The following is a 23,235-nucleotide window of genomic DNA, read 5'->3' as shown; positions in this document are numbered from 1 at the left end:
GGGCGGTGGAACCGCAGGTCAGCTCGGGAGGTGCGATGGGTCACTCCACCACGTGACGGCCCTCCTGGCGCGCGCTGCACGAGGACCGGAACGCGCAGTGGGTGCAGTGCTGCCCGGCCGTCGGCGTGAACCGCTCGTCGAGGACCTTGCCGGCGGCCGTGGCCAGCAGGTCGCCGACCCACTCCCCCCGCAGCGGCTCCTGGGCCTGCACCTTGGGCAGGGCCTCGCCGCCGTCGCGCCGGGCGGCGCCCTGGCGCAGGTGGACGAGTTCGGCGCCGCCCGGCTCGGGGCGTACTCCGTCGAAGACCTCGTCGACGGCGCCCTCGCGGACGGCGAGCTGGTAGACGGCGAGCTGCGGGTGACGCTCCACCTCCTTCGAGGTGGGCGCCTGCTTGCCGGTCTTGAAGTCGACCACGTAGGCGCGGCCGTCGCCGTCCGCCTCCACGCGGTCCATCTGGCCGCGGATACGCACCTCGTAGTCGCCTGCTTCGAGGGTGACGTCGAAGTCGTGCTCGCTGGCCACCGGCGTTCGCCCGGCGCGGTCCATGACGTGCCACTGGAGGAAGCGTTCGAGCGCCACGCGCGCGTTGTCCTTCTCCTGCTCCGACTTCCAGGGCGCGTCGAAGGCGAGGGCGTTCCACACGGAGTCGAGGCGTTCCATGAGGACGGAGAGGTCGGCCGGGGTGTGCCCGGAGGCGACCTCGTCGGCCAGGACGTGCACCACGTTGCCGAAGCCCTGCGCGGAGGTCGCGGGCGCGTCGGCCTTCACCTCGCGGCCCAGGAACCACTGCAGGGCGCAGGTGTTGGCCAGCTGGTCCAGGGCGCTGCCGGAGAGCACGACGGGCTGGTCCCGGTTGCGCAGCGGCACCTTGGACTCGGTCGGCTCGAACATGCCCCACCAGCGGTAGGGGTGGGCGGACGGCACCAGGGGGCGGCCGTCCTCGTCGGCGAGGGCGGCGAGCCGGGCCAGGCGGTGGGCGGCGGCCTCCCGCAGGGCGTCGGAGACGCGCGGGTCGACCGTCGTGGCCCGCAGTTCGGCCACCAGGGCGGCCACGGACAGCGGCCGGCGCGGCCGTCCCGTGACGTCCTTGGGTTCGACGCCGAGTTCGGTCAGGAACCGGGAGGGCTGGTCGCCGTCGTCCGCGGGTGCCTTGACGGCGGTGACGACGAGCCGTTCACGCGCGCGCGTGGCGGCCACGTAGAACAGGCGGCGCTCCTCGGCGAGCAGCGCACCGGGGGTGAGGGGTTCGGCGAGACCGTCGCGGCCGATGCGGTCGGCCTCCAGGAGGGAACCGCGGCGGCGCAGGTCCGGCCACAGGCCCTCCTGGACGCCCGCGACGACCACGAGGCGCCATTCCAAGCCCTTGGAGCGGTGGGCGGTCATCAGACGGACGGCGTCGGGGCGCACGGCACGCCGCGTGAGGGTGTCGGCGGCGATGTCCTCGGCGTCGATCTCCTCCAGGAAGTTGAGCGCGCCCCGGCCGCCGGTGCGTTCCTCCGCGCGGGCCGCCGTGGCGAACAGGGCGCAGACCGCGTCCAGGTCGCGGTCCGCGTTGCGTCCGGCCGCGCCGCCCCGCCGGGCGGCGCGCTCCAGCCGCCCGGGCCACGGCGTGCCCTCCCACAGGTCCCACAGCGCCTCCTCGGCCGTGCCGCCGCCGGCCAGCCGCTCCCGGGCCTTGCGCAGCAGCGCGCCGAGACGCTGGGCACCCCGCGCGTACGTGGGGTCGTGCACGGCGAGCCGCTCCGGCTCGGCCAGCGCCTGCGCGAGCAGGACGTCGGAGGGCGGCGGCAGCGGATTGCCCGCGGCCCGCTCCTCGTCGCGCAGGGCGCGGCCGAGACGGCGCAGGTCGGCGGCGTCCATGCCGGCAAGGGGCGAGGTGAGGAGGGTGAGGGCGGTCTCGGTGTCGAGCCAGCAGGAGCCGGGGACGCCGGCAGCGCTTACGCCGGTCGCGGTGGTGGTCCCGCGGGCGCCGGCCTCTTGAGCCCCCGCAGCCGCAGCCGCAGCCTGGGCCTCAGACCCAGCCTCGGACCCGGCCCCGGCCCCGGCCCCGGTCCCAGCCCCAGCCCCAGCCCCAGCCCCAGCCCCAGCAAGTCCTACGGCATCCCCGTCGACTTCGGCGTCCCCGTCCCGCACGGCGTCCCCGTTCCGCACGACGTCCCCGTCGCCCGCCGCGTCACCCCCGGAGGGCCCCGCCTCCGCCTGCGCCACCGCCCGCAGCGCCGTCAGCAGCGGTGCCACCGCCGGTTCGTGCCGCAGCGGCACGTCGTCTCCGTCGACGTCCACGGGCACGCCCGCCGCCGTCAGGGCACGGCGGACCGTCGGGATGGTGCGGGAACCGGCGCGCACCAGGACGGCCATCTCGCTCCACGGGACGCCGTCCTCCAGGTGGGCCCGGCGCAGGATGTCCGCGACGTTGTCCAGCTCCGTGCCGGACGTGGGATACGTGTAGGCCTCGACGCGGCCGCCGTCCCGTACCGGGACGAGTTCGCGGTGGGCGCGCACCTTCTCGGCGGGCAGGCGGGTCAGCGGCATCCGCTGGGTCAGCAGCCGGGTCGCGGCCAGCAGGCCGGCACCGGAGCGGCGGGACGAGCGCAGCACCGCGACCGGGGCCGGGCGGCCGTCCGCGCGCGGGAAGGCGTGCGGGAAGTCGAGGATGCCGTTCACGTCCGCCCCGCGGAAGGCGTAGATCGACTGGTCGGGGTCGCCGAACGCGACGAGGGTGCGGCCGCCCCCGGCCAGCGCGTGCAGCAGCCGCACCTGAGCGGGGTCCGTGTCCTGGTACTCGTCGACGTAGACGGCGTCGTACCGGTCGGCGAGCCACGCGGCGACCTCGGGACGGCGGGCCAGGAGCACCGCGCGGTGGACGAGTTCGGCGTAGTCGATCACGCCCTGAAGGTCGAGGACGTCGAGGTACTCGGCGAGGAAGGCGGCCGCCGCGCGCCAGTCGGGGCGGCCGGTGCGGCGCGCGAAGGCGTCCAGGGCGTCGGGGCCGAGACCCAGTTCACGGCTGCGGGCGAGGACCGCGCGGACCTCGTCGGCGAAGCCACGGGTGGTCAGGCAGGCGCGCAGCTCGTCCGGCCAGCGCACGTGCGCGAGCCCGAGCCGCTCCAGGTCCACCTGGCCCGCCAGCAGTTCCCGTACGGCGACGTCCTGCTCGGGTCCGGACAGCAGCCGCAGCGGCTCCACGAAGAGGTCGCTGTCCTGGTGGGCGCGGACCAGGGCGTAGCAGAAGGAGTGGAACGTGGTGGCCTGCGGGGCGCGGGCCGCGCCGGTGCGCAGGGCCATGCGGTCGCGCAGCTCGACGGCGGCCCTGCGGCTGAACGTCAGCACCAGTACGCGCGCGGGGTCGCCGCCCCGGGCGATCCGCTCGGCCACGGACTCGACGAGCGTGGTGGTCTTGCCGGTGCCCGGGCCTGCGAGGACGAGCAGCGGGCCAGCCGTGTGGTCAACCACGGAGCGCTGCGAGGCGTCCAAAAGAGGGGGGTCCACCCGAGCAGGGGGGGTACGTACCAGTCGGTAAGCGCCACGGCTCCCCCGCCGTACCCGGGGGTGCGACAGGCCGCTGGTGGAGGAAGAGGAGCTCACGTGGTTCGCCGGTCCTGGTGGATGTGCTGGTGGGCGGGCCACCGCGCGCGTGGCGGGCGGTGACCGCGGGGTGAGGGGGACGCGTGCAGCCGACGCTACGCCGACGGGTGAGGCGGAAGCAGGGCTTCCCCCTCTTCCCGCCGGTCACTCGCGGCACTCTCGTCGCACATGTCCCTCACCTCACGAACGTACGTCATGCCCCCGCTGTGCCCCGATTCCCCCGTCCGGATCACGGGCCACACGGGAGGGCGTGCGATGCCGGAAGCTGTCAGGTGTGACCCTCCGCGCGTTCACCGCCGTCCCACCGCGCCCGTCTCATGTCGAGGCGCGGCAGGTGGCCCTCGGCGGCGCGGCTCGCCTCCTTCAGGGGCGTGCCCTCCGCGCGGTAGTGGCCGAGCGCCCGCTGCTCGTGTCCCGGGAGCAGCACGCCGTCCGCGCGGACCACACGCCACCACGGGACGGCTCCGCCGTAGAGCGCCATCACCCGGCCCACCTGCCGCGGACCGCCCTCCTCCAGCCACTCGGCCACGTCCCCGTAGGTCATGACCCGGCCCGGCGGGATCAGCTCCGCGACGTCGAGGACCCGTTCGGCGTAGGCGGGCAGGGCTTCCCCCTGCTCGTCGGGGACACCGTCGGACCCCGTGCGGGCATGGTGCGGACGGGTGTCCTCCGGAAGGCTCTGCTCGCTCATCCGTCCCATCCTGCCCCACCCCACCGACAACGGGACGGCCGTGCTCCCGAGCGTTTCCTTCGCCCGGCGGCAGCGCGTCGGGCAGACTGTCCGCCCCCGCATGTGCACCCTGATGCCCCCGTGTGTCGGTGTGGCATGCCACCATCGTGCGGGCGGTGACCGGTGATACGAGACCAAGAAGAGACGATGAAGCAGCAGGGTGCGCACCCCGAGGACACGGAGGGCACCTCTGACGCTTCGTCGCGCCCGGGCACCGAGGACGGCGACATGCAGGGCACGCCTGAGAGCGCCGACGTTCAGGGCACGCCCGAGAGCGCCGCCGACGTACAGGGCTCCGGCACCGGCGACGGCGACGCAAAGGGCGCCCGCACCGACGACGGCGACGCAAAGGGCCGCCGCACCGGCAGCAGCGACGCGAAAGGCCCCGGCAAGAAGGCCCGGACGCCCGCCGAGGAGCCCGACTTCGCGCACATCGACGAGGTGGAGGGCGACGAACCGCTGCTCCCCGCGCGCGTGCACCGCCCGTCCGACCTGATGCGGCTGCTGGTGGGCGTGCTCGCCGTGGCGCTGCTGATCGGCATCGCCGCGTTCGCGCACGGCACCACCTCGGGCCTGGAACAGGACATCAACAAGGGCACCGGGCAGGCGCCCGACCTGCTCATCAAGATCGCCGGCCTGGCCTCCAGCATCGCGATCCTGCTGGTGCCGGTCGCCTTCGCGATCGAGCGGCTGATCAAACGGGACGGGCTCCGGATCGCCGACGGCGTCCTCGCGGCCGTCCTCGCCCACGGCGTGACCCTCGCCACGGACCTGTGGGTCGCCCGGGCCGCCCCCGACTCGATCCAGGAGGCGCTCACCCAGCCCTCCCCCGGCGACGTCACCGCCTTGACGGACCCCGTGCACGGCTATCTGGCGCCGGTCATCGCCTACATGACGGCCGTCGGCATGTCCCGCAGACCGAGATGGCGCGCGGTGCTCTGGGTCGTCCTGCTGCTCGACGCCTTCTCGATGCTCGTCACCGGGTACACGACCCCGTTCTCGATCATCCTGACCGTGCTGATCGGCTGGACCGTCGCCTACGGCACGCTGTACGCGGTCGGCTCGCCCAACGTCCGGCCCACCGGGCAGACGCTGATGGCGGGTCTGCGGACCGTCGGATTCCGCCCGGTCAGCGCGTCCCGTGAGGACCACTCGGACAACCCGGACACCGGTGACCGCGGCCGGCGCTACTTCGTCACCCTGGAGGACGGCCCGCCCCTGGACGTCACCGTCGTCGACCGCGAGCAGCAGGCGCAGGGCTTCTTCTACCGCGCCTGGCGCAACCTCACCCTGCGCGGCTTCGCCACCCGCAGCAGCCTCCAGTCACTGCGCCAGGCCCTGGAGCAGGAGGCACTGCTGGCGTACGCGGCGATCGCGGCCGGCGCCAACGCTCCCAAGCTGATCGCCACCTCCGAGCTCGGCCCCGACGCCGTGATGCTCGTCTACGAGCACAGCGGCGGCCGCACCCTGGACTCCCTGGACGACGAGGAGATCACCGACGACCTGCTGCGCGACACCTGGCACCAGGTGAAAGCGCTGCAGTCCCGGCGCATCGCGCACCGCAGGCTGGTGGGCGACGCGATCCTGGTGGATCGTTCCGGCACGGTGATCCTCACCGACCTGCGCGTCGGCGAGATCGCCGCCGGCGATCTGCTGCTGCGGATGGACATCTCCCAGCTGCTGGTGACCCTCGGGCTCCGGGTGGGCGGCGAGCGGGCGGTCGCCTCGGCGGTGAGCGTGCTCGGCCCGGACGCCGTGGCGGACTGCCTGCCGATGCTCCAGCCCATCGCGCTCAGCCGCTCCACGCGCGCGACGCTGCGCAGACTGGCCCGGGAACGGGCCCAGCGCGAGCGCGAGGCGGTCCTGGAGGCGTCCCAGCAGGCCAAGCAGGCGCGCCTGGCGGAGCAGCACTCCGACGCGGCCGTGCCCGTGCTGGAGAAGCCCGACAAGAAGGCCGTGCGGGCGGAGCAGCGGGCCGAGAAGCGGGCGATCGACGAGGCCCTGGAGGAGGCGCGCGAGGAGGACCTGCTCACCCAGATCCGCTACGAGGTGCTGCGGATCAGGCCCCAGGCACCGGTCGAACCGGCCCGGCTGGAGCGGGTGCGGCCGCGCACGCTGATCAGTTTCATCGCCGGCGCGATCGGCGCGTACTTCCTGCTGACGCAGCTCACGCACATCGAGTTCGGGCCGCTCATCGCCCACGCCGAGTGGGGCTGGGTCGCCGCGGCCGTGCTGTTCTCGATGGCGAGCTACTTCGCGGCGGCGATGGCGCTGCTGGGGTTCGTGCCCGAGCGGGTGCCCTTCCTGCGGACGGTGGCGGCGCAGGTCGCCGGGTCCTTCGTGAAGATCGTCGCCCCGGCGGCCGTGGGCGGCGTGGCGCTGAACACGCGCTTCTTGCAGCGCGCGGGGGTGCGGCCCGGGCTGGCGGTGGCGAGCGTGGGCGCCTCGCAGCTGTTCGGGCTCGGCTGCCACATCCTCATGCTGCTGTCCTTCGGCTATCTGACCGGTACCGAGAAGACCCCCTCGCTGTCGCCGTCCCGGACGGTCATCGCCGGTCTGCTGACCGTGGCGGTGCTCGTGCTCGTGGTCACGTCGGTGCCGTTCCTGCGGAAATTCGTCGTCACGCGCGTGCGGTCGCTGTTCGCCGGGGTCGTGCCGCGCATGCTGGACGTCCTCCAGCGGCCGCAGAAGCTGGTCACGGGCATCGGCGGCATGCTGCTGCTGACCGCCTGCTTCGTGATGTGCCTGGACGCCTCGATCCGCGCGTTCGGCGACGAGTCGACCTCGATCAGCCTCGCCAGCGTCGCCGTCGTCTTCCTCGCGGGCAACGCCCTCGGGTCCGCGGCGCCGACTCCGGGCGGTGTCGGCGCCGTCGAGGCGACCCTGACGGTCGGTCTGATCGCCGTCGGACTTCCCAAGGAGGTCGCGGCACCGGCGGTCCTGCTGTTCCGGCTGCTGACCCTGTGGCTGCCGGTACTGCCGGGCTGGCTGGCGTTCAACCACCTGACCCGCAAGCAAGCCCTCTGACCGCGGCCCGCAAGCCCTCTTCCCTGCCCGCAGGCAGCCTCTCTCCCCTTGCCCCGCAGGCAGTCCTCCTCTCTTGCCCCGCAGGCAGTCCCTCTGCCCCTGACCCGCAGGCAGTCCCTCTGCCCCTGACCCACAGGCAGTCCCTCCGGCCCTGACCCGCGACGCCCTGCGCGGCTGACCCCTCAGCGGTCCGTGCGCCCCTGCTCCTGAGCCAGCCCTCCGCCCCGCCGCCCGCCCCCCGTGAACGGTGCCGGCGGCCGGCTCCGCGCCCCCTTCGCCCCTCCTACCTCGTACGGCACGCGTCCCGCGCGCCCCGCTGGGTGCCGCCGCAGGATGGAACCATGCCAACCCTCCCCCGGCTGCGCGCCGCCGCCCTGACCGCCACCGCCGTGCTGCTGTCGACCGTGCTGGCCGGCTGCGGCGGTGACGACACCGAGGACGAGGACCTCACACGGCAGGAGCTGGAGTGGAAGGCCTGTCCGGCCCCCGACGAGGCACAGGGCGGCGGCACCACGCCCTCCCCGCTGCCGGACGACGGCGAGTGGCAGTGCGCCACCATGAAGGCGCCCCTGGACTGGGACGAGCCGGAGGGCGACACGATCGGCCTCGCACTGATCCGGGTCAGGACCACCGGCAGCGCGAGCGAACGCATCGGCTCGCTCGTCTTCAACTTCGGCGGCCCCGGCGGCTCGGGCGTCAAGACCCTGCCCGCCTTCGCCGAGGACTACGGCACCCTGCGCACCCGCTACGACCTGGTCAGCTTCGACCCGCGCGGGGTCGGCCGAAGCGAGCCGGTGATCTGCGAGAACGACCAGCAGCTCGACGCGTACTTCCAGCAGGACGCGACGCCCGACGACTCCGCGGAGCGCACCCTGCTCCTGGACAACACCAAGGACTTCAACGACGCCTGCGAGAAGAACTCCGAGCGGATGCTGCCGAACGTGCGCACCACCGACGCGGCCCGCGACCTGGACCTGATGCGCCAGGTCCTCGGCGACGACAAACTGCACTACTTCGGCTTCTCCTATGGCACCGAACTCGGCGGCGTCTACGCCCACCTGTTCCCCCGGCGGGTCGGCCGCGCCGTGTTCGACGCCGTCGTCGACCCCACGCAGAATTCCGAACAGGGGTCGCTGGGGCAGGCCGAGGGCTTCCAGCTCGCCCTGGACAACTTCGCCGAGGACTGCGTGTCGAAGACCGAGGAATGCCCGGTCGGGGACAGCGCGCAGGACGTGAAGGACCGTATCGCCAAGCTGCTGAGGGACCTCGACCGCAAGCCGATCCCGGGAATCTTCCCCCGGGAACTGACCCAGACCGCGGCGACCAACGGCATCGTGCAGGCGCTGTACTCGCAGGACTTCTGGGAGTACCTCACCGAGGGCCTGCAACAGGCGTACGAGGGCGACGGCAGCACCCTGATGCTGCTGTCCGACTCGATGAACGGGCGCAGCGAGAACGGCGAGTACGACAACTCGACCGCCGCCCACACGGCGATCAGCTGCGCCGACACCAGATCGCGTTACGACACCGCCTTCGTGGAGCGGCGACTGCCCGAGTTCCGGGCGGCGTCCCCCCTGTTCGGCGACTACCTGGCCTGGGGCATGATCGGCTGCACCGACTGGGCCGTGCCGGGCGCCGCCGACCACCCGGACGTGAGCGCCCCGGGCGCCCCGCCGATCCTGGTCATCGGCAACACCGGCGACCCCGCCACCCCTTACGAGGGGGCGCGGGCGATGGTGAACGCGCTGGGCAAGGGCGTCGGCGTCGAGCTGACGTACCGGGGCCAGGGGCACGGCGCCTACGACAGCAAGAACAAGTGCGTGCAGAACGCGGTGCACGGTTACCTGCTGGACGGAAAGGTGCCGCGGGCGGGGACCGTCTGCACCTGAGTTCTGCTGCGAACCTGGAGAACGCGCAGGTCAAAGGGTTATCCACAGGCCGGAACGGGCGGCGCGGTCATCTGCCTACCATGGCACGACCGCCATCCGCGGCAGGGCGCGGACGGCTTGCGAGGGGGGGGATGGACCATGCCGCGTTTCCTACGGTGGACCGCTCTGGCGGCCGCCTCGGCACTGCTGGCGGCCGGGTGCAGCGGCGGCTCGTCCGAGGACGGCAAGGGCGGGCTCGCCTGGGGCCGCTGCAAGGCCACGGCGGACGCCCCGGCGCCGGGCAGCGAATGGCAGTGCGCCACGCTGAAGGTGCCGCTGGACTGGTCGAAACCGGACGGCGAGACGATCGGACTGGCACTGATCCGCACCAAGGCACGCGGCGACGACCGCGCCGGCTCGCTCCTGTTCAACTTCGGCGGCCCGGGCGCCTCGGGCGTGTCCATGATGCCGTCGTACGCCCCGACCGTCTCCCGGCTGCGTGAGCGGTACGACCTGGTGAGCTGGGACCCGCGCGGGGTGGGCGCGAGCGAGGGTGTGCGCTGCCGCGACGACAAGGAGATCCAGGCGGCCGAGTCGGTGGACGTCACCCCGGACACACCCGCCGAGGAGAAGGCCTTCTTCGCGGACGCGGCCGACTTCGGCCAGGGCTGCCGGAGGGACGCCGGCGCGCTGATGGCACACGTCTCGACCGCCGACTCGGCCCGCGACATGGACCGCATCCGCCAGGCCGTCGGCGACGACCGGATGCACTACTTCGGCATCTCCTACGGCACGGAACTGGGCGGCACCTACGCCCATCTGTTCCCTAAGAAGGTCGGCCGGATGACGCTGGACGCGGTCGTCGACCCGGGCGCCGACACGGTGGGCCACGCGAAGAACCAGGCCAGGGGCTTCCAGCGCGCGCTGGACGGCTATCTGAGGTCCACGGGCCAGGACCCGCAGGCGGGCTCGCGGAAGATCGCGGCCCTGCTGCGGCGGCTCGACACCCGTCCCCTGCCCACCGGTACGCCCGGACGGAAGCTCACCCAGACGCTCGCGGCCACCGGCATCATCCTGCCGCTGTACAGCAAGGACAGCTGGCCGACGCTCACCAGCGCCCTGGAGGCGGCCGAGCGCGGCGACGGCTCGGAGCTGCTCGCGCTCGCCGACGGCTACAACGAGCGCGACCCGTCGGGCCGCTACGGCACGACGACCCACTCCCAGCGGGTCATATCGTGCCTGGACGACCGGCAGCGACCGACCGCGGCCGAGACGAAGAGGCTGCTGCCTCAGTTCGAGAGGATCTCCCCGGTCTTCGGGACGTTCCTCGGCTGGGACACGGCCGGCTGGTGTCACGACTGGCCGGTGCCCGGACAGCACGACACCCCGGAGGTGAGCGCCCCGGGCGCTGCGCCGGTCCTGGTGGTGGGCAACACCGGCGACCCCGCCACGCCCTACGAGGGCGCGCGGCGGATGGCCGACGAACTGGGCGAGGGTGTCGGGGTGCTGCTCACCTGGCGGGGCGAGGGGCACGGTGCGTACGGCAGCGGGAGCGACTGCGTCGATGCCACGGTGGACGCGTATCTGCTGGACGGCTCGGTCCCGAAGGACGGCAAGGTCTGTTCATGACGACGGCGGGGACTCCGGGCACCCGTGGTGCGCGAAGCCCCCGCCGCTCGCAGAGGTGGGCCGGATACGGCTCAGTACACCGGCTTGCTCGGCTCGATCTGGTTGACCCAGCCGATCACGCCGCCGCCGACGTGGACGGCGTCCGAGAAGCCCGCGGACTTCAGGACCGCCAGGACTTCCGCACTGCGGACACCCGTCTTGCAGTGCAGGACGATCTTCTTGTCCTGCGGGAGGCTCTCCAGGGCGGTGCCCATGAGGAACTCGTTCTTCGGGATCAGCCGGGCGCCCGGGATGGAGACGATCTCGTACTCGTTCGGCTCGCGGACATCGATGATGTCGATGTTCTCGCCGTCGTCGATCCACTCCTTGAGCTGCTTGGGAGTGATCGTGGAGTCGGCGGCCGCCGCCTGGGCCTCCTCGGACACGACGCCGCAGAAGGCCTCGTAGTCGATGAGCTCGGTGACGGTCGGGTTCTCGCCGCAGACCGCGCAGTTCGGGTCCTTGCGGACCTTCACCTGGCGGTACTGCATCTCCAGGGCGTCGTAGATCATCAGGCGGCCGACCAGCGGCTCGCCGATGCCGGCGAGGAGCTTGATGGCCTCGTTGACCTGGATGGAGCCGATGGACGCGCACAGCACGCCCAGCACGCCGCCCTCGGCGCAGGAGGGGACCATGCCGGGGGGCGGGGGCTCCGGGTACAGGCAGCGGTAGCAGGGACCGTGCTCGGACCAGAAGACGGAGGCCTGGCCGTCGAAGCGGTAGATCGAGCCCCACACGTACGGCTTGTTGAGCAGCACGCAGGCGTCGTTGACCAGGTAGCGGGTGGCGAAGTTGTCCGTGCCGTCGACGATCAGGTCGTACTGGCTGAAGATGTCCATCACGTTGTCGGCCTCGAGCCGCTCTTCGTGCAGGACGACGTTCACGTACGGGTTGATGCCCTTGACGCTGTCGCGGGCGGACTCGGCCTTCGAGCGGCCGATGTCGGCCTGGCTGTGGATGATCTGACGCTGCAGGTTCGACTCGTCGACCTCGTCGAACTCCACGATGCCGAGGGTGCCGACACCTGCGGCGGCCAGGTACATCAGCGCCGGCGAGCCCAGGCCGCCGGCGCCCACACACAGCACCTTGGCGTTCTTCAGCCGCTTCTGCCCGTCCATCCCGACGTCGGGGATGATCAGGTGGCGGGAGTACCTGCGAACCTCGTCTACGGTCAGCTCGGCAGCCGGCTCGACCAGGGGTGGCAACGACACGGGGACTCCGTTGGTCGGTCAATCACTACGGTTGTTCTCCCCGTAACACTGCCATGCGCTTTTTCATTCCGAGACACCCGTTCCGACACGCGAGACGAACTCGTCCCAGTAGCCGGGCATGCCCTCCCAGGGGTCGGCGCGCCCGCCGCGGTCCGTGCGGTCGGTGAACCAGACCGTGGCCGCGCCCTGCCAGCGGGCGATGCGCAGGGCCTCCTCCAGGTGAGGACGGGGCAGGCTGTGGACGAAGTGGCAGAAACGCTCGGGCGGGTGGGCCGCCGTCCACTCCGCCACCTGCGACCAGCGGTAGTCGCTCCAGGAGCCGGAGAAGGTGACCAGCTGGTCGGCGTGCTCGGCGTAGCCCGGGTGCGGGTAGGTGCCGTGGCCGAGGACGATGTGGGGATCGTCACGGATCACGCGGAGCGTGGCGACGGTACGGCGGACCTCGGGCAGCTCGGCGCGGTCGGCCGGGCAGCGGTCCAGCAGGTAGCCGTCCACCTGGTACCAGTCGGCGTACCGGTGGGCGTCCGAGATCAGTTCGCCGAAGGCCCGGAAGCCGTACCGGGTGTCGAGGCGGCCGAGGACTCGTACGCCCGCGTTGCGCAGCCGCCCGGCCGCCTCCAGGCAGTGCGGGTCGGGACGGCTGCCGGGGCCGTCGGCCACGTTCAGCACCACCCAGTGCAACGGGATGCCGGGGCGGGTGAGTTCTCCCCACTCGGTGGGGGCGAGCAGCGGGTGCGCATAGCCGGGGACGCCGAGGCCGGGGCGGAGTTCCGTGCTGGACGAGCAGGGCCGTGCGCTGGTCAGATGCGGCATGCCGCCTCCATCCAGATGTCGGCGAGGGACTCCTCCAGGCCGATCCGGGGGCGCCAGCCGAGCCGGTCGCGCGCGGTGCGCACGTCGGCCTGCTGCCAGCTGCCGCAGCCGTCCGGGTACGGGTACGCGACCGGGGGCGCGTGGTCGGGGTCGGGCCGGGGGTGCCCGATGGCCGGGCGCAGGGCGCCGGGCGGGCCGTCGAGTTCGTGGAGGGCCCCGCCGTATCCGGCGACGCGGGCGAGGACGGCGGCGGCGTCGCGCAGGCGTACGGCGCGGCCGGAGCCGATGTTGATGACGCCCTGCGCGGCGGAGAGCGAGGCGGCGTGGACGGCCCGGGCCACATCGCGGACGTCGACGAAGTCGCGCTGGGCGCCGAGGCCGCCGAGTTTGAGTTCGCCGTCGCCGGACTGCATGGCGCGGCGCATGGCCTCGGCGAGACGTCCGAGCGGGGAGCCGGCGGGGGTGCCGGGTCCGGCCGGTGAGAAGACGCGCAGGACGACGGCGTCCAGGCCGGAGCCGAGGACGAGTTCGGTGGCGGCGAGTTTGCTGACGCCGTACGGGCCGCCGGGGCGGGGCACGGCGTCCTCGGCCGTGGACGAGCCGGGCTGGCTGGGGCCGTATTCGGCGCTGCACCCGATCTGCACCAGACGGGCGCCGCAGCCGCTGCGGCGCAGGGCCTCGCAGACGGTGGCGACGGCGACGGTGTTGTGGCGGGTGAGTTCGCGGGCGCCGCCGCGGGTGGCGCCCGCGCAGTTGACGACGACGCCCGGGTGGACCGCGTCGAGGAAGCGGGTGAGGGCACCGGGGCTGCCGGACGCGAGGTCGAAGCGGACGTCGGCGTCGTCGCCGCGGCCGAGGGCGGTCAGCTGGACGGCCGGGTCGGCGAGCAGACGGTCGGCGACGAAGCGCCCGATGTAGCCGTTGGCTCCGATCAGCAGGACTCTCATCGCGCGGCTCCCGGGGCGGCCGGGGCTCCTGGGTGGGTGATCATGTCGTTCTCCTCGGGGCGGGTGGGACGGTGGGGCGAGTGCCTGCGGCGGCGGGGCCGCCGTCGGGCGCGGTCACCGCTCTGGCTCCGCGGGTGCGTGGGCCGAGGCCCGGGTCAGCTTGCGCGTGGCGTGGACCAGGAGGGCGAGGGCCGCCGCTCCGCAGACGAGGGCTGGCACGCTGCCGGCGCCCCAGGCGGTGACGAGCGTTTCGACCGGCGTGGCCAGGAAGGCGCAGCCGGGGAGGCGGGAGGTGAAGACCAGGGCGAGGGCGGACGCCTGGAGGGTGGCGGTCGCGGTGAGGACGACGGCCGGTGCGTAGGTGAAGCCGTGGACGGTGAGGAGGCGGGCCAGGAAGAGGAGGGCACCGAGGGTGAGAGCCTCCGCGTAGGCGGCGGGCTCGCCGAGAACCGTCGCGCAGAGTGTGAGCAGGACCGTCAGGACGCCCAGGAACAGGGCGAACGAGCCGAGCAGGAGCGGTCGTACGGCCGCGGCGAAGTCCTCCAGGCCCCGGCTCGACGCCAGTCGGCGGCGGGCACGGGCGGTCAGGAGATGGGCGATCCAGGCCGCCGGCGCGCAGGCCAGGGTGAGGGCGAGGACGGGTGCGGCGGTGACGAGCCAGGGCCCGCCTGCCGATCCGGTGGGCAGGGCGTCGGGGCCGCCGGCGAGGGCGCTGAGCAGCAGGCCGTCGCCCAGGAGGGCGTAGGCGGCGAGCCACAGGGTCCACAGGGTGGTCCGGCCGGGAGCCGCGCCGGGCCGGGGCCCGGGCCTGCCCTCGCCGGTCCTGCTCAGGGGACCCCGGCGCAGGGCGGCGCGCAGGGCCAGGGCGACGGCGAGGACACCGGCGACGGCCACGATCAGACGGGTGCGGCCCTGGGTGAGCTGCGCGGCGGCCACCGCGGCGGCGCACAGGGCGCCCGGCAGCAGCGTCAGCAGGACCCAGGCGGCGCGTACCCGGGGGACGGGGGGAGCGGCGGTGGGCTGGGGCGCTTCCCCGTCCCGGGAGGCCCGCGCGTACATCTCCTCCGCGAGGGAGAAGACGTCCCGGTGCCGGAAGCGGGCGGCGGTGCGGTCGGTGATGCCGTGGGCCTCGAGCCCCGCGGCGATCTCCAGCGGATCGACGGCACGCTCGCAGAGCTCCCGGTGACGGTGCATCAGCGCCTTGACGGGGTCGGCGGCGCCTCGGCGGGGAGACGCCGGCCTACGGTCGGCCCCGCGCCTCCGGCTCGCGAGAGCACCGCTTCCGCCCTCCTCGGTGTCCCGACTCGCGGACGGCCCGCGCCCCACCTCGGCGGCCCGACTGGCGGACGGCGTGCCGTCCCGCTCGGCGTCCCGGCTCGCGGACGGCCCGTGACCCACCGCGGTGTCCCGACCCACGGACGGCGTGCCCTCCCGCTCGGCATCCCGACCGCCGGACGGCGTGCCCTCCCGCTCGACGGCCCGACCGCCGGACGGCTTGCCCTTCCGCCCGGCATCCCGACCCGGGGGCGGCCCGTCGTCGGCATCGGCGTCCCCGCCCATGGGCGACCCATGCCCGGCAGCGACCTCCCGACCCGGGGACGCTCCGTCATCGACGCCGGTCTGCCGCCCCTGAGAAGCCTCACCATCGGACACGGACACGGACACGGACACGGACACGGACTCGGACACGTCCGCGGCCGCGGACGGAACCTCGCTCCCCGTCTCCCCGCCCCCGCGCCCCAGCGCCCGCTCCGAGTCCGTGTCCCACGCTCCCGGGCTGGTGGGTGTGGCCGGTCGGTCCAGTTCTCCGAGGTCCTTCACCGCGCTCCCTCCGGGGCGGGCAGATGCGGGGTGGCCCGTACGGGGCGGGCGGTGGCCCACGCGGGGCCGCTGCGGGCGGCCAGGCTGGGCGACGGGGCGGACCAGCGGACCGGCACCCGGGCCTCGGCCGGGACCGCGAAGGGCAGCGGATCCCCCGCCCCGTCGAGCACGCGCCGGACCGGCGAGCGCGAGACGATCTCCAGGTAAATGCCGTGAAATGCCTCGATGTTCTGCTCGACCGTGAACAGTTCGAGGGCTCGGGCCCGCGCGGCCGCGCCCAGGCGCGCACGGCGCTCGGGGTCGCGCAGCAGCGCCACGCACGCCTCGGCGAGCGCCCGCGGATTGCGCGGCGGCACGACGAGACCGGTGCCGCCGATGACCTCCACGACCGCGCCGACGTCCGTCGAGACGGTCGCCCGCCCCGACAGCATGGCTTCGACGAGACCGACGGGGAAGCCCTCGACGACGCTGGACAGGACGGTCACGGCGCCCGACGCGTACGCGTCGGCGGGGCGCGGGAGTTCGGGGCCACCGATCTCCTCGAAGGACACCGGGTTGTCGCCGGGGCTGTGCGGGCCCTCGGCCTCGTCGGGGAAGAGCTGGGCGGCGAGCGCCCGGCAGTGCAGGAGGTAGGCGGCGCCCTCGGGCCCGACGGGGGCGCCGACGACGCGCAGGCGGGTCTTCGGCCGCTCCTTGCGGATCTCGGCGAAGGCGTGCAGCAGCGAGACCAGGTCCTTGGCGGGCTCGACGCGGCCGACCCAGACGAGCGTGTCCGGGTCCGCGCACTCGGGGGACTCGCCGGCCTCCGCGAAGGGCCGGGCGTCCATCCCGGGGTGGACCGTGCGGAGCTTCTCGCGGTCGGCACCGCAGCGCTCCTGCCAGCGGCGGGCGTGCGCGTTGCCGGCGGTGACGACCTCGGCGCGCCGGTACGCCTCGGCCGCGAGGCGGCCCTGGAACGCCGCGAGCAGCGACCGTACGGCGGGCGGGGCGTCCGGGGTGGTGAGGTAGTGCGTCCGCAGGCGCACGCCGTACTCGGTCACCAGCAGGGGCACGCCGGTGAAGTGGCGGGCCAGCAGCCCGGGCAGGACGGCGGCGCCGCCGGACGCGGCGTGGCAGAGGTCGACCGCGCCGAGCCCTTCGTCCTCGTACCAGTCGAGGGAGAGGGGGCGCAGGGCGCGTTCCAGGTAGCCGGCGACGGCGAGCAGATCCGGTACGCGCGCCTCGCGCGCGGCGCGCTGGGCGCCGGGGGCGCGGCAGGCGCGCTCCAGCGTGCGTACGGCGGCTTCCGAGCGGAGCGCGCCCACCAGCCCGCCCGTCTCACGGGCGAGTTCGGCGAGGCCGTACAGAGCGTTGGCGAAACGGTCCGCCTCGGAGGCCGGCGCCTCCTCGCGGACCCCCACGGCACCCGCCGCTCCCACCACCGCTGCGCCCACACCTGCGCCCACACCTGCGCCCGCTGCTGCACCCGCCGACAACGCCGTCGGGCCGGCCGGCAACGCCGCCGGGCCCGCCGCCCCGCACAGCACCGCCGCCAGTTCCGCGAAGCATTCGCCGAACCGCCGCCGGGCCCGGCGCCCGAGGACCACCTCGTCGTCCTCGGCCATCCACAGCGGCGCGGTCCGCACCCGGCGCACGTTCGGCGGCAGCGGGACCCAGCCCTCGTCCTCCTGGCGCTGGCTGCGGCTGAGCGCGTAGACGTCGAACTCGTGCTGTGCGAGCCCGTGCACCAGCCGGTCGCACCAGAGCCTGGCGTCCCCGCTCACGTACGGATAGCCCGCTTCCGTCAGCAGTCCGATGCGCACGCGTGCACCCCCGATCTCCCGTATGAGGAGCCGCCGTTGCCCGGCGGCTCGCAGCGGGACGAACGTATGCGGACAAGGCGGTGGTACGACGGACGGTTGTCCGTCGTACCACCAAAAGGGGTGAACGGTCGTAACTTTCCCGTGCGGGTCGCGTTCTGTCGCGCTAGGAGATCAAGCGGACACGGATCGTCATGCCGCGGCCAACTCCCGTCGTTCCGCACGGCGTCGCGCGGCGGCCCGGGGGTCGAGCGCCGGCACGGCGGCCAGCAGCTGCCGGGTGTACGGGTCCCGCGGCGACGCGTACACCTCGCCGACCGGCCCCTCCTCGACGACGCCGCCCTGCCGCATCACCGCGACCCGGTCGCTGACCTGGCGTACGACGGCCAGGTCGTGCGCGACGAAGACCAGCGCGAGCCCGAGCTCGCGCTGCAACTCGGCCAGCAGCGCCACCACATGGGCCTGGGTGGTGACGTCGAGGGCGGAGACCGGCTCGTCGCAGACGATCACGCGCGGGTCCGCCGCGAGCGCCCGGGCGATGCCGACGCGCTGGCGCTGGCCCCCGCTGAACTCGTGCGGGTAGCGGTCGTGGTGCGCCGTCTCGAGCCCCACGCGCTCCAGCAGTTCCCCAACGCGCTCGCGGATGCGCCCCTCGTCCCGCTCGCCCCGCGCGCGCAGCGGGTCGGCGATGGACGCGCCCACGCTGCGGCGGGGGTTGAGCGAGGCGACCGGGTCCTGGAAGACCATCTGCACGGCCGGGTGGACGCCGGTGTGGGGGCGGCCCTCGAACGTGATCGATCCCGCCGTCGGCTCCAGCAGCCCGACCAGCATGCGGCCCAGCGTCGTCTTGCCGCTGCCGCTCTCGCCGACGATGCCGAGGGTCTCGCCGCGGCGCAGGGTCAGCGACACGTCGCGCACGGCCGTGACCGCCCGTTTCCCGCGCCCGAACTCGCGCCGCAGCCCGGTCGCCTCCAGGACGACCTCCTCGGGCGCCGCGGGAGCCTTCGCGGGGGCGTCCAGCCGTGGCACGGCGGCCAGCAGCTCGCGCGTGTACGGCTCGGCCGGCGCGCCCAGCACGGTGGCGACGGGGCCGTGTTCGACCGCCCGGCCGTGCCGCATCACCAGTACCTCGTCGACGCTCTCGGCGGCGACGCCCACGTCGTGCGTGACGAGCAGCAGCCCCATGCCGGTCTCCTCGCGCAGGGTGTGCAGCAGGTCCAGGACCTGGGCCTGCACGGTCACGTCGAGGGCGGTGGTCGGCTCGTCGGCGATCAAGAGACCGGGCTCGCACGCGAGCGCCATGGCGATCAGGGCGCGCTGGCGCATGCCGCCGCTGAACTCGTGCGGCCGGGACCGGGACCGCCGGGCCGCGTCGGGGATGCCCACGCGGTCCAGGACGTCGACGGCACGCGCGCGTGCCGCCCGCCGGGACACGCGCGCGTGCAGGCGGTACACCTCGGCGATCTGGTCGCCGATGGCGTAGTAGGGGTCGAGGGAGGACAGCGGGTCCTGGAACACCATGGCGGCCTTCCCGCCGCGCAGCCGCCGCAGCTCCTCCTCGGAGGCCCGCTGCACGTCGGTGCCGGCCACCTCGACCGTGCCCGTGACCCGGGCCCCGGTGCCGTGGTGCAGGCCGAGCAGGGCGGACGCCACGGTCGACTTGCCGGATCCGGACTCGCCGACCAGGGCCAGGGCGGCGCCCTCCTCCAGGCGGAAGGAGAGGCCGTCGACGGCCCGCAGCCCGCCGAAGTCCACCGTCAGGTCGCGCACGTCGACCAGGCTCATGTCAGCACCACCCGTCGGTCGGCCACCGCGTACAGCACGTCCGCGACGGCATTGGCCAGGACCACGAAGAAGCCGGTCACCAGGACCATGCCGACGACCACCGGCAGGTCGACGACCTTGACGGCCTCGACCATCTCCCGGCCGATGCCGGGCAGGCCGAAGAGCGTCTCGGTGAGCACGGCACCGCCGAACAGGACGCCGATGTTGTTGGCGTTCACGGCGATGAGCGGGGCCACCGCACCGCGCAGGGCGTGCCGCCCGATGATCGCCCGCTCCCCGACGCCGTAGGCCCGGAAGGTGCGGACGTGGTCCTCGGCGAGGGTCTCCAGCATCGCGGCCCGGGTCAGCCGGGCGTACGTCGCGGACTCGATGAGCGCGAGGGACAGCCAGGGCAGCAGCAGGTTCCAGGCCCACTGCTCGGGGTCGTCGGTGAAGGCGACGTACTGCGGGAAGGGCAGCAGCTCCAGCTGCCCGCAGACGACGATCATCAGGACGAGCCCGATGACGAACACGGGCGTGGACATGCCCGCGAGGGTGAGGGTGGTCAGCAGCCGCTCGGTGAGCCGCCCGCGCCGCCACACCGACAGCACGCCGGTGCCGACGCCGATGATCAGCCACAGCACCATCGCGCCGAGCGCGAGCGAGGCCGTGACCGGCAGCTTGGCCAGGATCAGCGCGGTGACCTGCTGGTCGCTCTGGTACGACAGGCCCAGGCAGGGCGCCGAGCAGTGCTGGACGGAGGTGCCGGTGGAGTAGTCCTGGCCGGCGACGAGGCCCTGCAGGAAGTGCCAGTAGCGGGTGAACAGGGGGTCGTCGAGGTGCAGTTGCGCGGCGACCTGCTGGACCTGGGCGGGTGAGCAGCGCGGGCCGCAGGTGATCTGGGCGACGTTGCCGGGGGTGACGTAGAAGACGACGTAGATGATCACCGAGAGGGCGAGGAGGGTGACCAGGGCGCCGACGGCGCGGCGCAGCACGAAACCCGCGAAGCCGGTCACGAGGCCTCCCTCCTGCGGCCCGTTCCGACGCGCAGGCGTGAGGACGCGCGCGGGTCGAGGGCGGTGCGCACGCCGTCACCGAGCACGGTGAGGGCGAGGACGGTCAGGAACAGCGCGCCCGCCGGCAGCAGCAGGTACTGCGGGGCGGCCTGGTACCAGACGTCGGCGGAGGTGAGCATCTGCCCCCAGGAGGGCGTCGGCGGCTTCACGCCCACGCCGAGGAAGGACAGCGCCGCCTCGACGGTGATGTTCGTCGGGACGAGGATCGCCGCGAAGGTGATGACGGGGGCCGCGAGCCCGGGCAGCAGTTCCCGCCGGGCGATCCGCACGGTGCTCCAGCCGCTGAGCCGGGCGGCGGCGACGTAGTCGAGCTGCTTGAGGGTCAGCGTCTGCGCGCGCACCATCTTGGCGAGCGTGCCCCAGCCGGAGACCAGGCCCACGACCAGCGCCACCAGCACGGGGCGCGGGAAGGCGGTGGGCACGATGGCGAGCAGGGCGAGCGCGACCACCATGAGCGGCATCGCCACGAAGATGTCGGCGACCCGGGTGAGCACGAGGTCCACCCAGCGGTTGCCGAGCCCGGCCGCGACGCCGATGACGACGCCGAGCAGGAGCTGCACGACCGTGGCGGCGAGCGCGACGCCGAGCGACACGCGCGCGCCGTACACCAGCCGCGCGAACAGGTCCCGGCCGGTCTGCGGTTCGACGCCGAGCCAGTGGTCGGCGCTCGCTCCGCCGAACGGCCCGATGGGCACGCCGCCGCGCGCGGAGTCCACCAGGGAGGGGTGGTAGGTGGTCGGGTCCTGGCCCTCGAGGGCCGTGAGCAGGGGGGCGGCGAGCGCGACCAGGACGAGCAGCGCGACGACGACCGCCGCGACGAGGGCGGCGCGCTGCGTCCGCAGCCGCCGCCAGAACTGACGTGCCCCCGAGGCGGCCGGGACGGAGGTGTCCATCCCGGCCGCCTCGACGGTGACGAGTGCCTCGCTCACGGCGTCACTTCACCGCGACCTGCGAGACGTCCAGCACACCGGTCCAGTCGCTGATCACGATGTTCTTGACGTCCTTGCCGTACAGGCGCTTGTAGACGGGGTGGAACAGCGGGACGGTCAGGGCCTTCTCGCCGATCTTCTTGTCCAGTGCGCCCCACCTCTTGGCGGCCTCGTCAAGATCCGTCAACTTGTTGATCGCGTCGATCTCGGCGTTGACCGACTTGTCGTTCAGCAGGCCGGTGTTGAAGTTCGCGCCGTCCTTGACGATCTGCCGTCCGTCGAAGATCGGGGCGAGGAAGGGACCGCCGGAGGGCCAGTCGGCGCCCCAGTGGGCGAGGAAGAAGCCCGGCTCGGTCTTCACGTTGTGGATCTTGTCGGAGTAGTCGTTCTCCTCCAGCCCCTGCAGCTTGACCGTGATGCCGGCCTTCTTGAGCGCGTCCTGGATGGCGGTCGCGATCTCCGGGCTGGTCTCGAAGTCGCGGGCGTTGGAGTGCGTGAGCGTGACGGTCAGCCCGTTCGGGTGCCCGGCCTCCTTCAGCAGCTGCTTCGCCTTGGCCGGGTCACCGGCCTTGCCCGCCGGGAAGAGGTCGTAGGGCGTGTAGCCGAAGGACTTCTGGTTGGGCAGGAAGGTGGTCGCGGGCTCGGCCAGGGCGGATCCGCCCGCGGCGTTGACCACGGAGGAGCGGTCGATGGCGTACGAGATCGCCTGGCGCACCTTGATGTCGTCGAACGGCTTGACCGTCGGGTTGAACGCGATGTAGTTGGTGTAGCCGAAGTGCCCGGTGCCGACGCGGGAGGCGAGGTCCCGGTCGCCGCTCACCTTGGCCAGCTCGGCCGGGCCGAGGTTGGTGTCCGTGGTGACCGCGGCGGCGTCCGCCCCCTGGGACGCGGAGAGCCGCTGGTTGATCACCGACGAGTCCAGCCCGGACCGTACGTCGACCTTGTCCGGGTAGGCCTTGCGCTCGGCGTCGGTCTTGGCGGACCAGTGCGGGTTGCGCTCCAGGATCAGCCGCTCGCCGTCGTTCTCGTTCTTCACGACCTTGTACGGCCCGGACGAGATCGGGTGCTGCTCGTACTTGGTGCCGGTGTCCTTGGCCTTCGGGACGGGCGTGAACTGCGTCTGCGTGGCCAGGTAGGGGAACTCGCCCTCGGGCTTGTTCAGGTGGAAGACGATGGTCCGCTCGTCCGGCGTCTCGATCGCGTCCAGGCCCTTCTTGTCCTTGTACGGGCCCTGGTAATCGGCGGCCCCGACCAGCCAGTCCCGCAGGTAGGGGGCGCCGCCGGACAGCTCCGGGGCGAAGGAGCGCTCGATGCCGTACTTGATGTCGGCCGAGGTGATGGGGGTGCCGTCCTCGTACTTCAGGCCCTCCTTCAGGGTGTACGTCCACACGGTCGCGTCCTTGTTGGGGCGCCCGGTGTCGGTGGCAAGGTCGGGGACGACCTCGGTACCGGCGGCACCGTCCTCGCGGTTGCGGGTGGTGAGCGTGCGGAAGACCAGGGACGGGACGTTGCCGCCGCCGGAGGTGTAGAGGCGGGCCGGGTCGAAGTCCTGCTGGGGGTTGGCGTTGAGGACCGTCAGGGTGCCGCCCTTGTGGGGCGTGGAGTCGCCGCCGGTGCCCTTGGCATCGTTGTCCTCAGGGCCGCAGGCGGCGACGCCCGCTGCCAGGACCAGGCTCACGGATGCCGCGGCCACGCGGCGCGCTATGACGGACGGTTGGCGCATCGGAAGGACGACCTCTCAAAAGGCGTCTCGGATCACGAGACGAAATGACGAAGGGTGAGACGGAGAACAGCAGACGTCTGCCCGGCGCCGGGTCGTCGAAGAAACCGCGACAGGGTCACGGCAGGGAGGGAAAGGATTCGCGACGCGCGCCTCGGGCGGGCGTCAGCAACAGTGGATGTCGGCCACGCAGAGCGGGGTCACGCCGATGAGCGCCAGCTCGATGGCGGCGCGGACGGAGGCGGGACGGGACGACATGCCCAGAAATATGTACGA

General features: G+C 73.4%; 15 protein-coding genes. 3 read left to right on the top strand and 12 right to left on the bottom strand.

Annotated features, from left to right (window positions below; all coding sequences use genetic code 11):
• Nucleotides 1–40: 40 nt before the first annotated feature.
• Both ACIGAN_RS11435 and ACIGAN_RS11430 read right to left on the bottom strand, forming a co-directional pair.
• Nucleotides 41–3,586, bottom strand: a complete 3,546-nt coding sequence (locus ACIGAN_RS11435; RefSeq protein WP_399856871.1) for an ATP-dependent helicase — start codon at nucleotides 3,584–3,586, stop codon at nucleotides 41–43.
• Between the two features lie 268 nt (nucleotides 3,587–3,854).
• Nucleotides 3,855–4,277, bottom strand: coding sequence for an MGMT family protein (locus ACIGAN_RS11430; protein WP_399856869.1), 423 nt, complete (start codon nucleotides 4,275–4,277; stop codon nucleotides 3,855–3,857).
• Nucleotides 4,278–4,463: 186 nt separating this feature from the next.
• On the opposite strand from ACIGAN_RS11430, the gene ACIGAN_RS11425 reads away from it, so the two are divergent.
• The 3 genes from ACIGAN_RS11425 to ACIGAN_RS11415 all read left to right on the top strand — a co-directional run bounded on the left by ACIGAN_RS11425 (nucleotide 4,464) and on the right by ACIGAN_RS11415 (nucleotide 10,840).
• Entirely contained in the window at nucleotides 4,464–7,343 is a 2,880-nt protein-coding gene (locus ACIGAN_RS11425; RefSeq protein WP_399856867.1) for a lysylphosphatidylglycerol synthase domain-containing protein, read from the top strand.
• A 341-nt stretch (nucleotides 7,344–7,684) separates the two neighbouring features.
• Nucleotides 7,685–9,232, top strand: coding sequence for an alpha/beta hydrolase (locus ACIGAN_RS11420; protein ID WP_365738842.1), 1,548 nt, complete (start codon nucleotides 7,685–7,687; stop codon nucleotides 9,230–9,232).
• Nucleotides 9,233–9,370: 138 nt separating this feature from the next.
• Nucleotides 9,371–10,840: an alpha/beta hydrolase gene (locus tag ACIGAN_RS11415; protein ID WP_399856864.1), complete on the top strand. Its 1,470-nt coding sequence runs from the start codon at nucleotides 9,371–9,373 to the stop codon at nucleotides 10,838–10,840.
• Nucleotides 10,841–10,911: 71 nt separating this feature from the next.
• Here the strand turns inward: ACIGAN_RS11415 and moeZ are convergent, their stop codons facing one another.
• The 10 genes from moeZ to ACIGAN_RS11365 form a co-directional block, all read right to left on the bottom strand.
• A complete protein-coding gene (moeZ, locus tag ACIGAN_RS11410) occupies nucleotides 10,912–12,090 on the bottom strand; it encodes an adenylyltransferase/sulfurtransferase MoeZ (protein WP_365087695.1) in 1,179 nt (392 codons plus the stop codon).
• Between the two features lie 63 nt (nucleotides 12,091–12,153).
• Nucleotides 12,154–12,903, bottom strand: coding sequence for a spherulation-specific family 4 protein (locus ACIGAN_RS11405; protein ID WP_399856862.1), 750 nt, complete (start codon nucleotides 12,901–12,903; stop codon nucleotides 12,154–12,156).
• The gene (locus ACIGAN_RS11400) at nucleotides 12,891–13,850 is read right to left on the bottom strand and encodes an NAD-dependent epimerase/dehydratase family protein (protein ID WP_086560583.1); all 960 of its coding nucleotides are present in this window, start codon (nucleotides 13,848–13,850) and stop codon (nucleotides 12,891–12,893) included. The genes ACIGAN_RS11405 and ACIGAN_RS11400 overlap by 13 nt, the downstream gene beginning before the upstream one ends.
• A 114-nt stretch (nucleotides 13,851–13,964) precedes the next feature.
• Nucleotides 13,965–15,410 carry a hypothetical protein gene (locus ACIGAN_RS11395; RefSeq protein ID WP_399856860.1) on the bottom strand — a complete coding sequence of 482 codons (1,446 nt, stop codon included), beginning with the start codon at nucleotides 15,408–15,410 and terminating at the stop codon, nucleotides 13,965–13,967.
• Nucleotides 15,411–15,667: 257 nt separating this feature from the next.
• On the bottom strand, nucleotides 15,668–17,473 hold the full coding sequence (locus ACIGAN_RS11390) for a DUF3492 domain-containing protein (RefSeq protein WP_399856858.1): 1,806 nt from the start codon (nucleotides 17,471–17,473) through the stop codon (nucleotides 15,668–15,670).
• A 189-nt stretch (nucleotides 17,474–17,662) separates the two neighbouring features.
• Complete coding sequence (locus ACIGAN_RS11385) at nucleotides 17,663–19,255, bottom strand: dipeptide ABC transporter ATP-binding protein (protein WP_399856856.1); 1,593 nt, start codon at nucleotides 19,253–19,255, stop codon at nucleotides 17,663–17,665.
• Nucleotides 19,252–20,250, bottom strand: coding sequence for an ABC transporter permease (locus tag ACIGAN_RS11380; RefSeq protein ID WP_365087700.1), 999 nt, complete (start codon nucleotides 20,248–20,250; stop codon nucleotides 19,252–19,254). The genes ACIGAN_RS11385 and ACIGAN_RS11380 overlap by 4 nt, the downstream gene beginning before the upstream one ends.
• Nucleotides 20,247–21,239: an ABC transporter permease gene (locus ACIGAN_RS11375; RefSeq protein ID WP_399856854.1), complete on the bottom strand. Its 993-nt coding sequence runs from the start codon at nucleotides 21,237–21,239 to the stop codon at nucleotides 20,247–20,249. Before ACIGAN_RS11375 ends, ACIGAN_RS11380 begins: the two co-directional genes overlap by 4 nt.
• A gap of 4 nt (nucleotides 21,240–21,243) precedes the next feature.
• The gene (locus ACIGAN_RS11370) at nucleotides 21,244–22,962 is read right to left on the bottom strand and encodes an ABC transporter substrate-binding protein (protein ID WP_365087702.1); all 1,719 of its coding nucleotides are present in this window, start codon (nucleotides 22,960–22,962) and stop codon (nucleotides 21,244–21,246) included.
• 162 nt (nucleotides 22,963–23,124) lie between these two features.
• Nucleotides 23,125–23,217, bottom strand: a complete 93-nt coding sequence (locus tag ACIGAN_RS11365) for an Ms4533A family Cys-rich leader peptide (RefSeq protein WP_351358375.1) — start codon at nucleotides 23,215–23,217, stop codon at nucleotides 23,125–23,127.
• Between the last annotated feature and the right edge of the window lie 18 nt (nucleotides 23,218–23,235).

The sequence above is a fragment of the Streptomyces sp. NPDC085931 genome, assembly GCF_044540565.1.
Taxonomy (GTDB): domain Bacteria; phylum Actinomycetota; class Actinomycetes; order Streptomycetales; family Streptomycetaceae; genus Streptomyces.
Note: the sequence above shows the minus strand (reverse complement) of the source record. Positions and strands in the feature narration are given on the sequence as shown.